The following is a 15,795-nucleotide window of genomic DNA, read 5'->3' as shown; positions in this document are numbered from 1 at the left end:
GTAAAACAAAGATACACAGATTACATAAAAGCCTCCATTTTATGATAAAATTTGAAGATAGAATTAATCTGAACTAGTACTTTGCAAAACAAAGATACACAGATTATTAAAAAGCCTCAATTCTTCTTTTACTTTACTATTTTTTGTTGGTTTAATTTTTATTTTTAATTCTTTTCCTTGTACAATATCATTAGTATTTAAATTTTCAAATTCAATTTTGTAATCTTCATTAATAACAGCGCTAGGATAAAGATTTTTTATTTTATTAGCAATCATTTCTCTAATACTATTAGTACTATTAAATTCTTCAATTGTGGTTACCTTTGTAATAGTAAATTCACCAATAACTTCTTCTTTAGAACAAATATTATTGTTATTATTATTATTTATCTTTTCTTCTAAATCTATTTTTTCTTTTTTTATTTGTTCAAGTTCTGATTGAATTTTAATTATTTTTTATTGAAGTTCTTTTTTTCAAGTTCTTTTTTATTATTTTCTAAAAGTTCTTTTTCTAAATCTTTTTGTTTTTGTTCTAAATCTTTAATTTCTTTATCAATTTTAGCTGCTTTATCATAATCAGCATCTTTTACAAATTGTTCTTTTTCTTTAATTAAATTATTTTTATTATTTTCTAATTCACTTAACTTATCTTTAATTTCTTGACTATTAGTATTATTATTATTTATTTTTGCTTCTAATTTAATTTCTAATTCTTTTATTTTTTCATTATCATTAGCATTATCAATTTCTTCTTTTAATTTTTCAATTTCTTTCATAGATTTATCATTATTATAGTTTAGAAGTTGATCCATTTTTTTATTAATTGTTTCACAACATTGACTATTATCATTTTTTTCATTAGATTGACAATTATCAAGTTTTTCATTTATTTCTTTTAATTGTTCTTGTAAAATTTGACAATTAATTAAATGAATCTTATTTTTTTCTTCTTCTTTTATTAAAATTTCCAATTGTTTTTTAACACTATTGATTTGTTTTTCAATAGCTTCTTTTTCTTCTATATTAGCTTCTAAGTCCTCTAATGACTCTGGATCATTTTTAATATTTTGAATTTCTTTTTCCTTTTCTTTTAATTTCTTTTCAAGTCTTTCTAATTTCTCTTTTAATAATTCAATTTTATGATTAGGCTTTATTTCATTATTATCTTTTTCATTTAATTGTTTTTTTAATTTTTCAATTTCTTTATTTGCTTCTTCTAACTTATTTTTTAGTTCTTGTAATTTTTCATTATCACTACAGTTTTTAATTTCTTCTTTTAATTTAGATACTTCTTTATTAGCTTCTTCTAATTTAATTTCTAATTCTTTTATTTTTTCATTATCATTAGCATTATCAATTTCTTCTTTTAATTTTTCAATTTCTTTATTTGCTTCTTCTAATTTAATTTCTAATTCTTTTATTTTTTCATTATCACTACAGTTTTTAATTTCTTCTTTTAATTTTTCAATTTCTTTATTAGCTTCTTCTAATTTAATTTCTAATTCTTTTATTTTTTCATTATCATTAGCATTATCAATTTCTTCTTTTAATTTTTCAATTTCTTTATTAGCTTCTTCTAACTTAGATTCTACTTCTTCTTTAGCCTTACTAGTTTCATCTAATTTAGATTGAACTTCCTCTTTTTCTTGAGTAATCTTTTCTAGTTGCTTTTGTAAATCTTCTACAGAAATATTTTCTTCATCACTAGTATCCATTAATTTTTTTCTCCTTCTATATATGTTAAAAATAACATTTTTTATAATCTGATTTTTAATTAAATTTAAAAATAAAAATATCAGAATAGTTCTAATTTATATTAGTGGTTTCCTTGTACCAATATTAAGATTCATCAAAAATATAATTTTTCTAACTTTATTTAATATAAACAATTGTAAATTTAAAAAAGTATAAAATAATATTGAATTATATGGTATTATGATTAAATCCCAATTTAAATTTATAATTGAAAAAATAAATATACAATAAAAAAAGTACTTTAATTTACTAAAATACTTTTTTCTGATTTATTAAATTTCAAAATCATATAATCATATAATTATATAATATAGAAATATTATTATACATTTATTATATACTGTTTTTATATAGTAAATGAGCGTGGCTTTGAAAGAAGTGATTGTTCATCAAACTCTGTTTTAAGAATTGAACTACTAATTCCATTATCCAAAGAATTTGTAGGCTCACAATAGTTATTGAATGTTCCATAGTTATTTCTTGGTTTAGTAGTAGATCCAAAATTACTATCTACTTTTTTCTGCTCTTCAACAGCATCAAAAAAGATTTCTTTTTTTTCATCATTTTTAAAATTTCATTCTTCTTCATTACATAATTGTCCAATAATACTAGAAAATTCTTCAATACTTTCTAATTCACTAAAAACATCTACTAAACAAGAATCAGTAATAGAAGATTGACATGATGTTACTGATTGTTCAATATTACCATTATTTTGTTGATAACCAGTTCATCTTTTAATAGTATCTATAACAGTACTCAGTTTTGGAAGAAATGGTATTCCTTCTTTATTAACCATACAATTAAGTAAAGATGAAACTAGAGAAAGAGTTATACCACCCATAACTTTTGGAGCATCTGTTGACAGTTTTTTTCAAGTAAATTCTTGATTAGATATATAATTCTCAGTACCTCATGTTATAGCCACTGATATTGGTGTTATAAAAAATAATGGTAAAATATTTTTATAAAAAAAATTACTATTTTCATCACTATTTTGTTCACTATTAAGAAGTTGATTTTCTATATCATTAATATTGTTATTAAATAATCTTTTAACTTTTTCTCAACCTAATTTTATTACTTTTTCTATCCTAGAAATGATTGCACCATGAAAAGTCATATTTAACACATAACTAGTAAATTCAATAGTTGTCTGTCCAAGAATTTCCATTGAAATTCAATTATCTAAAATATTATTAGAAGCTCTATCCAAAATTACACCAGAATAACTTAAAAATAATAAGAAAGGAATAACTTTTATTATTTCTTTTCCTACATTAATATTATTTTCATTGTTTTTTCATTTATCTATAACTCAATTTTCAATATTTTCGATTGAACCAAAAATAAAAGGTTCAATAGCTGTATCAAAACCAATAAGTATACCACTAAATATCAAACTATCCTTAATAGTTTGTCAATTTCATGGTGTTTTAGCAACAGTAGTACTAATTATCATTTGAGCAGTGATATTACCAGAAAGAGCAACAATAAAAGCAATATTTTTACCTAAAAGTTTAGTTATTTTTGATAAATATTTGTTTTCTCTAATAGCAGTTTCTTCAAAAATAGATATTGTACTACTATTAGATATGCTAGAAAAATCACCACTTGAAGCCAATAAACTTATTGCACTATCGTCAGACATTCTACGAATATTAAGATTTTGATTACCTGTAAATTAAAGGAGACATTTTAAACACTTCTTTCATATATAATAATAATTTTCTTAAGTTGCTACTTTTTTAAAATAAAAAGTAGCATCCAGTATATAATTATTACGTGAAACTACTTCTTTTAGTCGCATATATTATTTAACCTAAAAAGGTATGAAAAAATAATAGCATGTGTTTTATAACTTGTCTATATTTTTTTAATTTTTTTAATACAAAATTAGTTATAAAAGTAATTTTTATTATTAATTTTTATCTTTTCAAAAAGGAACTAAAAATTTATTAATTAACTATTAGTAGTAAAAATAAAAGTTAAACCTTCATATTTATTACCAAAAGCAATATCCTTTGAATTTTTACCCTCTAATCGAATTTTTATATAATCATAATATTTATCACCAAATTTTTTATTGCCAGTAATAGCAATAACATTATTATAGCCGCCAGCATTTAACAAATATGGTTTAAAATTATCAAAAGTTAACCAAGTAAAGGGTTTTTTGGAATAAAATTTAATAATGGAACTAAAATATTACCAAGTAAAGGGTTTTTCACTTCTTCAGAAGGAATTCACTCTTGAAATAATTTTCAAAAATTTTTAGCTTTATCTGAATTATTTCTTAAATATTGTTCTTTTTGATTTTTTTCTTCCCTTTTAAAAGTAGCACCAGCAGTAACTAAGTCATTATAAAATCCACCACTGTCTTTTTTGTTAATTGATAAATATTGTGTTCCATTAACTAATGGTTCTAATTTTTCATTTATATAATCTTGTAATGGACTAAAATTAGCATCAAAACTACAATCTTTTACCGTAGAATTATTATAAACAGCTAAATGAATTTTAATATTAGTAGTACTAATTTTTTTTATTTCATCTTGACCATTAGTAATTTCATAAGTAATATTACTAAAATCTTCTGGAGCAGTATTAAACAAGTTACTAATATTGTCTTCAATTAATTTTTTAAAATCAAAAACATGATTTTTATTTTCGGGTTTTAAAAAATTATTAAAATTGGGATAAGTATTATTAGCAATTAAATTTGCAGCATCTTCTAATAATTGCTGATAATCAACTGATGAATTGTGAAAAACATCACATGCACTAATATTAATACTAGTAATACTAGTAAATGCAAAAACACTTATAATTTTTAATATTTTTTTCATAATAAACTTCCTTAGATAATCACTACTTTTTTAGTATTATCTTCAAATTTTTCTTTTTTGTATTAATAATTCTATTTTTAATTTGTGAAATTTCATCACGGTTTGTTATTTCATAAAATAAATGATAATAAATATATTTCAACTCACTAACTTTAATATTTTGTTTTTCAACAAATATTAGAAATTGATAAATTTCATGTAAAAGTTCAAATATTTTATTTTTTTCTTCATTAGTTAATACTTTTTGTTTTAATTCATTTCGAATAATTAATGGTGCTTCTTTAACAAATAGAAAATCACTAATGATATTTTTATAATCTCAATTATAAAATATTTTAAAATCATCAACTTTGGTTTTAACATTTTTAATATTATTTAAAATAGTTTTAACATCATTTTTAACTAAACTTTGAATGAAGACTGCTAATATTAATGCTAAAGAACTAGCGGGAATAAAGTACTTTAAAACTTGATCAATGTTAATAGTACCCTTAGTAAAATTTAAAATTGAATTTTTTACAATTAAATATAAAACTTCAAAACCTAAAATAATAAATAATGATCGTTTTTCTATATCTTTTCATCAAGGATTACCAAGAATCTGATTTTTTTCTTCTAATATTTTTTCTAAAATAATATAAATAATAAAATAACAAAATCAATAAGTTAAAACAAATAATGTGGTAAAAACATTAGTAAAACAAAAAATATAAGTAATGTTTCTAGCAACATTTAATACTAATAAAGCTTTAAAAATAAAAAAATTATTTTCAAAATTTGAAATTACCTTATATTTATTTTCAATATATTTTTTCATTCAACATCTGATTTGAATAAATATTAAAGTATTACTTGCAATACAACTACTAAAAATAGCAATATATAAATAAGTTTTTAAAGTAATAATAGTTTCATCAGTAATACTAGCATTATTAAAAAAATCAAATGTTAAAATTTTATTAAAAATACTACTTTTAACTTCTCATAAAATTGCACAAATAATCAAACAAATTGTTAATAACATTCATAAAATTGTTTGCATCAAATATTTATTGTTAAATCATTTTCAGCTTGATTTTAATAATTGATAGTTATTCATAATTTTATCTACCTTATTTTTAAATTATTGTAAAGTAATTTATATAAATTATTATTATAATAATTGTAAGTTATTAACTCACATTTGTGCTTGCGTTAAATTTAAAATATCTTTACTAATCATTGCTAATAATTTATTAATAAACTTTTCAAGATTAGTAGTGGTGGGTAAAACCATCAATTTGCCTTTTCCATCATTATAAGGATTTTTTCCTAATTCATATTTTCAACTTAATGTTAATTGTTCATTTTCTATGTGAATAACTGGTAAATCCTTATTTCCTAAACTATAAGCAAATTCATTAAGTAAATTCATTACTTTTGGTTCTAAAATTAATCTTAATTTAATTTGATTATCACATTTTACTTCAAATAAATCTTCAAATAAATGTGATTCTAATTGAACTTTCTTTTTACTACGAAATTTTTTTGAAAATATATTACGTGGTGTTAATGTCATTGTAAAATTATTATTCCTAATAATAGTTGTATAATAAACAAAACGTGCATAATAACAAGTAATTTTTTCTGTTTCAATAACTTGAGCAGCACTATTATATCCAGAACTTGTCTCATACATAACTTTTTGGTTAATGATACTTCCATAGTTAAAATTTTGACCATTAATACTTCCTATCATTATTTGTTCGCAATAATTATAATAATTAGGTTGTTCATCTAAAGGTAAATTACCTTGTGGTTCAATTGTTCAATAATCACTAATAGTTGTTAAATTCATTTGTGAATTATTATCTTTAATAACTCATTGATAATAGTTAATAATTGGTAATTCTTCTATTAATTTTTCATGAATTTTAGTTTTTAATACAAAACTCTGCACTAATAAAAAGCATCCAACAATGAATCCAATAATACTAATAATGGTAAATGGTTTTTTAATAAATGATGATTTGTTAATACCAATACTAGCACCAATAGCAATTAGAGCAATAATGGTAGTAATAATTCATAAACGATTATTTATTAATTTAATTCATCAATGATTACTACTATTATTATAGTCAGTATGAATATTATTAACAATCTCATTTACAACCTTTGGCGATAAATTATGTTTCATAATTATTCCATTCTTTTTTAATTCTTAATATAGCTTATAATTAATTTTGTTTTATAAAAAAATAGAAAAAGACTAACTATAGATGTAATAATCTATTTAGAAGTCTAAAAACCTACTATTATAAAACTAATTACATTATAACATATATATTATTAGTTTTTTTCTAAAAAATCATTAATTTCAGTAATATTAACAGGTGCATTTTGTGGAGGTTTACCTGCATTACCACCATGCATATATTTTGCAGGAACTGCTACCATAAAAACTTTAGGATCGATTCGAACTATTTTTGTTTTAAAAAAATTATATTCTAATAATGACATTGTTGTCATCATCATTTTATATTCATTACCTGAATACAAACCTTTCACATTTCAAACATTACCACCACGTAAATAATTATTTCGATAAATATCATTACGGATTTGCTCTAATTCATTAGAAATAATAAATACACTCATCAACATATATTTTGGATAAACTCTATTCATAACAAAAGCTGCTACATAAATATAAACAAGCGTTGACATAAAATAAGGCCTAACTAAAAAATTATCAACAAGACTAGTTTTCTGTAAAAAAGTTCCATCAAGAATTAAAACAATAACAACAATAATAATATTAGTATTTCTAATAATAGTAGCAATTGAATATTTACGTTTCATAGAAATATAAGTACTAATAAAATCCATACCACCACTAGATCCACCAGTTTTAAATAAAATACCAATACCAGCACCATAAATTAATCCACCTAAAGCAGCAAAAATAAAAGTACGTGGTAAAACTAAGTGCCAATAATCTGTAGTACCTTTTAATGGCTCATTACCTAAAACTTGAAAATTTTTAAGAGCATCAATTGCTGTTAACAAAAAGTTAATTCCATTTTGAAATAACAAATAAATGATAGTATAAAGAGTAAAACGAAATCCAACCTTGAATAATCCTCAAATAATGATAGGACCATTAATAAGAAAATATACTGGATAAAATCAAAATGCTTGCGTTGTTTCTTGTTCAGTAATACTGCCATTATAAGATAAGGCAATAAATTTAGCTATTAATTGTGCAAAAGCTGATAAACCATTAGTATATAAACCAGCACGATTAATAAAATAAAAAAAGGAAACAGTTGTTAAAAAAGCACCAATAAAAATTAATAATAAATTTTTGGAAGTTATTTTTCAATTAAAATTTTTTCATGAAGAATGGATCTCTTGTTTAACACCAATATTTTTAAAAGTAAAGGCATCAACAATTAACGGTGGCTCTTTATCTTTATTTTTTGCTTCTGAATTATTGGACATATTAAACTCCTTTTTAACTATTAAATTGAAGTATTGTTGGAACATAATTACTATCATCATAAGGCGAAGGTAAAGACATGTCAATTAATGAATCTTGAAAACTAATCACAAAATTAACTTTAAGTTCTAATTTATTAGGACCAGAGCTTGTAACTTTTTGACCATCAATTCCTTTGATATTAATATTAACAGAATTAACATAAGGATTATTATTTAATGCTAAACTTATTCCTTCTTGAACTAAAGTTTTAGTTTTTTGAGAAAAATCAGCATATGTTTTATCAATATCAGGTTTAGTTTCATCATCAACACTAATTGGTACTATTTGTTCTGATAATTTAGTAACATCACTAACACAACTATAAACTATGTAATCGCTTTGTGTATAAGAACATTTTATATTAAAAGTTTTTTTTATGTATTGTTCAACTTTAAAACTTTTATCATTATTTACTACTCCAACTTGATAAGTAATATTAATACTAATTCTACCGGTTGAAGTATCAACATTTCAAGTTCTTGCTTTTGTTGATTCATCTATTTTACCATTATCAATCGTAAAATAATAACATTTAGTACCTACTTCTAATTGACTATCAAATCAAGTTGGTTCTTTAATATTTGCTTTATCTAAAATTAATTTGGCAAGTGATTGTGCAAGACTGCTTTCTAATGCTTTATTTTCAATAACTTGTTCTTTTTCAGGTCTTTGACCATCAATAGGAACACCCACTGGTTTTTTAATACCAACTTTTGATAAAGTTGATTCTCAACCATTATAATTACCATTACCATTAGTAATTGCTTTTAAAATACTATCTTGTTGTTGATCAGAACAAGCTAAAACTGGCGTTACTATTCCACTACCAAAAGCAATAGTACCCATTAATGTTAAAATTTTTTTCATAATTATAATCATTCCTTAATTTAAAAAATATCATATATAAATTGTAACTTATTTTTATTATTTTGCTATACACTATCTTCAAAATCTTTATAATTAATATTAGTTTATATTAAAGGAATTGATAATATGTTTAAAATTTTATATACACTAGTTACTATTTCACTAGCCGCTTTTACTAATTTAAGCCAAGTGAAAATAAATAATTATCATCATAAAGAAATAAAATCAGAAAATACTATCCTAAATGAACAAAGTTTAACCTTAGCTTTTGAAAGTGGAAATTTTTATAATTGAAATGAAAATGATTCAACTAATTCTATTGCTGGTATTTTTACAAATTCACAAGCACAATCTTATTTATTAAATAAGGATGGCACATATAATAATTTAGACTTACAAATTAATAATTTTATTAGATTTGATGATACTAATTTTATTAATAATTCATTTTTAATGACTAAAAATGGTATTAGTGATGATGCTACTGCCATTGAAACTCCAAATCATACTTTTACTAACTTTGGTAATAATATCGTTAGTACCGATATTGGTGCTGACTTAATTAATACAGACGGAAAAGTAACTAACTTAGTTAAAAACGGGCGTATCAACTTAATGGTTAGATTTAATAAAAACATAAATGAGAGATAAACTCTCATTTTTAATTGTTAAACAATTATAATTAATTATTTTATTAAACCAGCACTTTATTAAAGTAATTAATTATTACATAACTAAATAAAAAATTATTTAGGCTATTGTGCTGGAATTAACCAATAGTAATTTTTGTGTTACTCTTTGAAAATTTCAGAAATTTTGGTTCCCTTCCCCTAGAACCCCTACCCTCCAAGGCTTTGCTACTTACAGTAGCATAAGCCTTACGTATAGTAGATATAAGTAGTTAGTAATAATAAGCCTTTTATCACTGTAAGTGATAAGGCTTATACGTAGAAAGGATTTGTAATGATTAATGTTAATTTAGATATTAAAAATAAAGTAAGAGAAACAACTAAAGGTATGTTATTAGAAATTGGTGAATATGAAACATGATTTCCTATTAAAGATACTACTATTAATAATAAAAAAATAACATTAAAAATAATTGAAGATTTTAATTATAAATTAGGTAAAAAATCAATTACAAAAGATATTGAAAGTATTAAAGGTAGTGATATTTTAAAATATATAAAAAATATTTCAAATATTACTACAAATGAAAATGAATTAATATCATGTGAATTTTATGAACAATATAATGGTTATTATATTTTTACAAATGATAAAAATCAAGAATGTTTTAAATATAACATTACATGAGAACAAGATATGAAAAGTTTTAAAATAAATAACCCATATAATGATAATGATTTAGCAATAAATTATATTGTTACACCAATGAAAGATATAAATACTCATAATGAAAAAATATTTTATTTAAAGTATTAAAGGAAATTAATATGTTATTAAATGTTGAAAAAATAGAATTAATAAAAAATTTATGTAATGAAAAATTACTTAAAAATAAAAAAAATATTGAAATACAAGAAATATTAAAAATTATAGAAAGGGATTAATAAATATGGAATGTAGAGAATATAGAATTAAAGGTTCATGTGATATTTGTCATAAAAATTCATCATTTGCAAATAGAACTTGTAATAAATGCTTTTATAAATTAATGAGTGATAATGATGAAATGTAATATACATAATGAAAAATATATTTGAATTAGTGAAATAGATAATACATATTATTGTAATAAATGTATAAATGAAATGATTGAAGAAGATATGTATTTAACATCAAATAATTGAGATTACTTATATGAATATTATATTAATGAATTACAATTAGAAAATTTTAAAGGAGTGTAAAAATAATGAATAGATTAGAATTACAAAATGCAAGAAAATTAATAGAAAAATTTGAAGAATTACAAGAAGAATTTAATGACAAATATGAAGATTTAGAACTTAACATTGATGCTGATTGTGAATTAAACATTAGGAATGATTATTTTGACTTTGAAAATGTAAATAAATTACAACAAGCAATTATTGATTATAAAAAAATTATTAAAGGTTAAAGGAGATGAATAAAAATGGTAGCAGCTCCTAAAAAGAAACCAGAAGATTTAATAACTAAACAAATTATTATTAGACTTACTAAAAGTGACCATTATGAATTAAAAAAACTTTGTGTAAAAAAAGAAATTACTATTAATAATTTTGTAAGGGATTTAATTAAAAATGCAATAAATAGAAAGAGTGATTATAATGAATAATTTATATAAAAAAATACTTAAATTACAATTAGAAATTGGTAGTACACCTAAAAATGGTTTTAATAAATTTGGAAATTATAAATATTGATTATTAAGTGATATTTTTAATAAATTTAAATTATTATGTAAAGAATTAAAAATTGTTATTACACATGAAGATATATTAACAACTGATAGAAAAATTAATTATTTAGATACTAAAGAAGTAGAAATAACTTATTTTAAAAGATATACAATTATTGATTTAGATAATGATAAAGAAAGTAAATATTTTGATATACTTGCTTGTGCTAAAAATACAGATATAGCAAAAGCAAAAGGTAGTGCAGAAACTTATGCTTATAGATATTTTTTAATGAATTTATTATTATTAAGTGAAGATGAACTTGACCCAGATAATGATAATGTTAATTTAATACAAAATAATTATAATAAACAACAAAATTATAGTAATAATATAAAAATAACAAATGAAAAATGAGAACCAAGTGAAAAACAATTAGATTATTTTGAAAAATATATGATTACAAATACAGTTTTATTTGATGAATGTATAAGAGAAGATATGGAAAGATTAAATCCAAGTAATAATAAAGATTTTTTAATATTAATGGGTAAAAATTATTTAGATAATTTATTTGATAAATTTAATGAAATTCGTGAAAGATTTAAAAAATTAAAAAATAATAAAAGTGAGTATCGCAATTATGAATAAATGTAAATATTGTAAAAAAAGAATTTGATTAACAAATTATTGATGTATGAATTGTTTAAAAATATTAGTTATAAATTTAAATAAAAATAAGGAGAAAAAATAATGTTTACATCAGAAGAATTAAGAAAAAAAGTACTAAAAATGAATAAAAAACAATTAATAGAACTTTTAATAAATCACTATGAAATACTTTTAAAATTTAACAAATGTAATTGTAAAATGGAGAATAAATAATGAATAGATGTACATTTATTCAAATTACTAAATTTACTAGTTTAATACTACCAGATGATGAACACTTTGAACAAATACAATGTGAAAATATGACAGAAGAGCAATTTGATGAATATAGAAGAGTATATTGTAAAGAACATAGAAATAAAGTTGATGAAATTAATAAATCAAGGCATAAAAATTGTATTAATAAAGAAAAATTAGTATCTTTTTTGGTAATGTTTAGTAATCTGTGTAACTTACAAAAATAACTATGTTTAATTAATTCTAGTAAATATAATTAAATGACTAGAAAGAGTGAGTTACAGATGGCTAAAAAAGATAACTTTAATAATAATGATCCAATATCAAAAGCAGTAGATTTATTATTAGAAAATACTGAAGATTTAACAACAGTTTTTAAAGAAGGGGGTTTATATAAAGAATTAACAAAACGTTTAGTTGAAAAAATGTTGAATTCTGAGATGCAAAATTATTTAGGATATGAAAAAAATCAACATAGTAATAGTGACAATGTTCGTAATGGTATAAGTTCAAAAAAATTAATAACTCAACAAGGTAAAATTGAGATTGATGTACCACGAGATCGTAATAGTAATTTTACTCCTGTAATAGTGCCAAAAAGACAGAGAAGATTTGATGGTTTTGATCAACAAGTTCTTTCCTTATATGCAAAAGGTATGACATTATCAGATATTAGAATGCAGTTACAAGAGTTATATCATGGTGCTGATATTAGTGAAAGTGTTATTAGTCACAAATTACTGATGATGTGATTGATGATGTCAAAGCATGACAAAATAGACCATTAGAAGGCATTTATCCCATTGTTTATTTTGATTGTATAGTAAGTTAAAGTACGACAAGATAAACACATTATTAACAAATCAGTTTATATAGCTTTAGGTGTTGATTTAGAAGGTAAAAAAGATGTTTTAGGTTTATGAATTAGTGAAAATGAAGGCGCTAAATTTTGATTAGCAAATTTCACAGAAATGAAAAATCGTGGCTTAAATGATATTCTTATTGCTTGTAGTGACAACTTAACAGGCATGTCAGAAGCAATACAATCAGTTTATCCTAAAACTGAACATCAATTATGTATAGTTCATCAAATCAGAAATAGTTTAAAATATGTTTCATACAAACATCGAAAATCACTAGTTACAGATTTAAAGCCAATTTATAATGCATGTAGTGAAGATGAAGAACAAGCAATGCAAGCTTTAGAATCATTTGAAAGTAAATGAAATAAACACTATCCTCAAATTGCTAAATCTTGATATAAAAATTGAGATAATTTAATGATTTTTATTAGTTATCCTCCAGAAATCAAAAGAGTGATTTATACTACAAATTCTATTGAATCTGTTAATAGTCAATTACGAAAAGTCATCAGAAATAAAAAAGTTTTTCCAAATGATATGGCAGTTTTCAAAATATTTTACTTAGCAATTGAAAATATAACAAAAAAATGAACAATGCCCATTCAAAATTGAAATACAGCAATTGCTCATTTTATGATAAAATTTGAAGACAGAATTAATCTGAACTAGTACTTTGCAAAACAAAGATACACAGATTATTAAAAAGCCTCCAATGCCCATTCAAAATTGAAATACAGCAATTGCTCATTTTATGATAAAATTTGAAGACAGAATTAATCTGAACTAGTACTTTGCAAAACAAAGATACACAGATTATTAAAAAGCCTCAATAAATCTACTGCTTTTGATATTGGATCATTATTATTAAAGTTATCTTTTTTAGCCATCTGTAACTCACTCTTTCTAGTCATTTAATTATATTTACTAGAATTAATTAAACATAGTTATTTTTGTAAGTTACACAGATTACTAAACATTACCGAGTTTTTTGCTGGCGTAGTATTTACTTTAAGTGATGAATTAGATTTATATTCTTAACAACTAAAAAAACAAAATAAAATAATTAAGTAAATTTACTTAATTATTTTATACTGTCAATTCAGTTATTTTTATTTAATAGAAGTAGTTCAACCACGTGTTCTTTTAACTGCTTCTTGTCAACCCTTATAAAAAGTTTCTGCTTTTTTTTCTGTCATAATTGGTTTATATTCTTTTTCAATTTTATTTATTTTTTTAATATCATTAATATTTCAAAATCCAATTGCAAGTCCTGCTAAGTAAGCAGTACCCATTGCTGTAGTTTCAGTATTTTTAGGTTTAATTAAATTAGTACGACTAATGTCACTTTGGAATTGCATAATATATGAATTATTACTTGCTCCACCATCAACTTTAATCTTAATTTTTAAATCTTTTAAATCTTTATTTAATTTAACATCTGCTTGCATTGCCAGAATAACATCTTGTGACTGGTAAGCTAATGATTCAATGGTACCTTTAACAATATGTTCACGCTTCGTACCACGTTCTAAACCAAATATAGCGCCACGTGCTGTTGAATCTCAATAAGGGGCACCCAAACCAACAAAAGCAGGTACTACATAAATACGTTGTTCTTCTTTGGGATCAACAATTTGTGAATATCATAGACTTTCATCGGAACGATATAACATTCGTAATTGATCACGTAAAAATTGAACAGCAGCCCCTGCAATAAAAACTGAACCTTCTAAAGCAAAAACTGGTTCTTCGCCTGATATTTGATAAGCAATAGTCGTTAGTAAACCTTGTTTTGAAAAAAGAGGAGTATTTCCAATGTTCATTAAAATAAAACAACCAGTACCATAAGTATTTTTGATTTCACCAGGTGTTAAACATAATTGACCAAATAATGCAGCTTGTTGATCACCAATTGCAGCAGTAATAGGAATTTCTTGCTCATCATTTTGGAATAACATTCCTTTATAAGTAGTTCCAATTTTACCTGAACTGGGAACTACTTCTGGTAACATATTTTTAGGGATATTAAATAATTCTAGTAATTCTTCATCTCATTTTTTAGTATTAATGTTGAATAACATTGTTCGTGAAGCATTTGTAATGTCAATAACATGTTTAGTTTTTTCAACATTATTTTCAATACCATTTGTCATTTTATAAATTAATCAACTATCAATAGTACCAAAAGCTAGTTTTCCTTTTTTTGCTAATTCACGTGCATTTTTAACATTATCTAAAATTCATTTTATTTTAGTAGCAGAAAAATAAGAATCAATTAGTAAGCCGGTTTTTTTATGAATTTTTTCTTTTCATCCTTTTTTTGCTAATTCTTCACAGTAATCTGCTGTTCTGCGATCTTGTCAAACAATAGCGTTATAAATTGGTAAACCTGTATCACGATTTCATACTACTGTTGTTTCACGTTGATTAGTAATACCAATTGCTTCAATTTGATTAGATTTAATATTACTTTTATTTAAAGCTTGTTGCATTGTTGTTAATTGATTATTTCAAATTCCAAGTGCATCATGTTCAACTCAACCTGATTGAGGGGGATAATGCTGAGGTATATCAATTTGATGGATACCAGTAATTTTTCCTTCTTTATCAATAATTAAAGTACGACAACTAGATGTACCTTCATCTAATGCCATAATATATTTTTTTTCTTCTGACAT

Annotated in this window: 21 protein-coding genes and 1 pseudogene; 11 read left to right on the top strand and 11 right to left on the bottom strand. The window is 22.6% G+C overall.

Annotation, left to right across the window (positions count from 1 at the left end; all coding sequences use genetic code 4):
- Positions 1-63: 63 nt before the first annotated feature.
- From ACI2WJ_RS07435 to ACI2WJ_RS07395, 9 genes are all read right to left on the bottom strand, one after another.
- On the bottom strand, positions 64-276 hold the full coding sequence (locus ACI2WJ_RS07435; RefSeq protein WP_400255361.1) for a hypothetical protein: 213 nt from the start codon (positions 274-276) through the stop codon (positions 64-66).
- A gap of 173 nt (positions 277-449) precedes the next feature.
- Positions 450-1,715 carry a hypothetical protein gene (locus ACI2WJ_RS07430; RefSeq protein WP_400255360.1) on the bottom strand — a complete coding sequence of 422 codons (1,266 nt, stop codon included), beginning with the start codon at positions 1,713-1,715 and terminating at the stop codon, positions 450-452.
- Positions 1,716-2,101: 386 nt separating this feature from the next.
- On the bottom strand, positions 2,102-3,406 hold the full coding sequence (locus ACI2WJ_RS07425; protein WP_400255359.1) for a hypothetical protein: 1,305 nt from the start codon (positions 3,404-3,406) through the stop codon (positions 2,102-2,104).
- Between the two features lie 311 nt (positions 3,407-3,717).
- Positions 3,718-3,888: a hypothetical protein gene (locus tag ACI2WJ_RS07420; protein ID WP_400255358.1), complete on the bottom strand. Its 171-nt coding sequence runs from the start codon at positions 3,886-3,888 to the stop codon at positions 3,718-3,720.
- A 23-nt stretch (positions 3,889-3,911) separates the two neighbouring features.
- A complete protein-coding gene (locus ACI2WJ_RS07415; RefSeq protein WP_400255357.1) occupies positions 3,912-4,604 on the bottom strand; it encodes a hypothetical protein in 693 nt (230 codons plus the stop codon).
- Between the two features lie 22 nt (positions 4,605-4,626).
- On the bottom strand, positions 4,627-5,703 hold the full coding sequence (locus ACI2WJ_RS07410; protein WP_400255356.1) for a hypothetical protein: 1,077 nt from the start codon (positions 5,701-5,703) through the stop codon (positions 4,627-4,629).
- A gap of 54 nt (positions 5,704-5,757) precedes the next feature.
- On the bottom strand, positions 5,758-6,783 hold the full coding sequence (locus ACI2WJ_RS07405) for a DUF3137 domain-containing protein (RefSeq protein WP_400255355.1): 1,026 nt from the start codon (positions 6,781-6,783) through the stop codon (positions 5,758-5,760).
- 152 nt (positions 6,784-6,935) lie between these two features.
- Positions 6,936-8,090, bottom strand: a complete 1,155-nt coding sequence (locus ACI2WJ_RS07400) for a YitT family protein (RefSeq protein ID WP_338956719.1) — start codon at positions 8,088-8,090, stop codon at positions 6,936-6,938.
- Positions 8,091-8,103: 13 nt separating this feature from the next.
- A complete protein-coding gene (locus tag ACI2WJ_RS07395; RefSeq protein ID WP_400255354.1) occupies positions 8,104-8,997 on the bottom strand; it encodes a hypothetical protein in 894 nt (297 codons plus the stop codon).
- 126 nt (positions 8,998-9,123) lie between these two features.
- Here ACI2WJ_RS07395 and ACI2WJ_RS07390 point away from each other — a divergent pair, with 126 nt between their 5' ends.
- From ACI2WJ_RS07390 to ACI2WJ_RS07340, 11 genes and pseudogenes are all read left to right on the top strand, one after another.
- Positions 9,124-9,648, top strand: coding sequence for a hypothetical protein (locus tag ACI2WJ_RS07390; RefSeq protein ID WP_400255353.1), 525 nt, complete (start codon positions 9,124-9,126; stop codon positions 9,646-9,648).
- A 312-nt stretch (positions 9,649-9,960) separates the two neighbouring features.
- Positions 9,961-10,443, top strand: a complete 483-nt coding sequence (locus tag ACI2WJ_RS07385) for a hypothetical protein (RefSeq protein WP_400255352.1) — start codon at positions 9,961-9,963, stop codon at positions 10,441-10,443.
- A 133-nt stretch (positions 10,444-10,576) separates the two neighbouring features.
- On the top strand, positions 10,577-10,699 hold the full coding sequence (locus ACI2WJ_RS07380) for a hypothetical protein (RefSeq protein ID WP_400254465.1): 123 nt from the start codon (positions 10,577-10,579) through the stop codon (positions 10,697-10,699).
- Positions 10,686-10,871: a hypothetical protein gene (locus ACI2WJ_RS07375; RefSeq protein ID WP_400254466.1), complete on the top strand. Its 186-nt coding sequence runs from the start codon at positions 10,686-10,688 to the stop codon at positions 10,869-10,871. The genes ACI2WJ_RS07380 and ACI2WJ_RS07375 overlap by 14 nt, the downstream gene beginning before the upstream one ends.
- Before the next feature lie 5 nt (positions 10,872-10,876).
- The gene (locus tag ACI2WJ_RS07370) at positions 10,877-11,083 is read left to right on the top strand and encodes a hypothetical protein (RefSeq protein ID WP_400254467.1); all 207 of its coding nucleotides are present in this window, start codon (positions 10,877-10,879) and stop codon (positions 11,081-11,083) included.
- A gap of 15 nt (positions 11,084-11,098) precedes the next feature.
- Positions 11,099-11,281, top strand: coding sequence for a hypothetical protein (locus tag ACI2WJ_RS07365; RefSeq protein ID WP_400255351.1), 183 nt, complete (start codon positions 11,099-11,101; stop codon positions 11,279-11,281).
- Entirely contained in the window at positions 11,274-11,996 is a 723-nt protein-coding gene (locus ACI2WJ_RS07360; RefSeq protein ID WP_400255350.1) for an ERF family protein, read from the top strand. Before ACI2WJ_RS07365 ends, ACI2WJ_RS07360 begins: the two co-directional genes overlap by 8 nt.
- Positions 11,997-12,098: 102 nt before the next feature.
- The gene (locus ACI2WJ_RS07355; protein ID WP_400255349.1) at positions 12,099-12,230 is read left to right on the top strand and encodes a hypothetical protein; all 132 of its coding nucleotides are present in this window, start codon (positions 12,099-12,101) and stop codon (positions 12,228-12,230) included.
- Positions 12,230-12,481 (top strand): hypothetical protein, encoded by a 252-nt coding sequence (locus ACI2WJ_RS07350; protein WP_400255348.1) that lies wholly within the window; start codon positions 12,230-12,232, stop codon positions 12,479-12,481. The genes ACI2WJ_RS07355 and ACI2WJ_RS07350 overlap by 1 nt, the downstream gene beginning before the upstream one ends.
- Positions 12,482-12,514: 33 nt before the next feature.
- Positions 12,515-13,786 (top strand): annotated as a pseudogene (locus tag ACI2WJ_RS07345) (IS256 family transposase).
- Entirely contained in the window at positions 13,761-13,904 is a 144-nt protein-coding gene (locus ACI2WJ_RS07340) for a hypothetical protein (protein ID WP_400255347.1), read from the top strand. Before ACI2WJ_RS07345 ends, ACI2WJ_RS07340 begins: the two are co-directional and overlap by 26 nt.
- Here ACI2WJ_RS07340 and ACI2WJ_RS07335 read toward each other — a convergent pair.
- Positions 13,891-14,028 (bottom strand): hypothetical protein, encoded by a 138-nt coding sequence (locus ACI2WJ_RS07335; RefSeq protein ID WP_400255346.1) that lies wholly within the window; start codon positions 14,026-14,028, stop codon positions 13,891-13,893. The genes ACI2WJ_RS07340 and ACI2WJ_RS07335 overlap by 14 nt on opposite strands.
- A gap of 198 nt (positions 14,029-14,226) precedes the next feature.
- On the bottom strand, positions 14,227-15,795 hold the full coding sequence (gene glpK / locus ACI2WJ_RS07330; protein WP_338956730.1) for a glycerol kinase GlpK: 1,569 nt from the start codon (positions 15,793-15,795) through the stop codon (positions 14,227-14,229).

It is taken from the genome of Spiroplasma endosymbiont of Cleonymus obscurus (genome assembly GCF_964273375.1).
Lineage (GTDB): Bacteria > Bacillota_I > Bacilli_A > Mycoplasmatales > VBWQ01 > Spiroplasma_E.
This window is presented reverse-complemented; position numbering and strand designations above follow the sequence as displayed.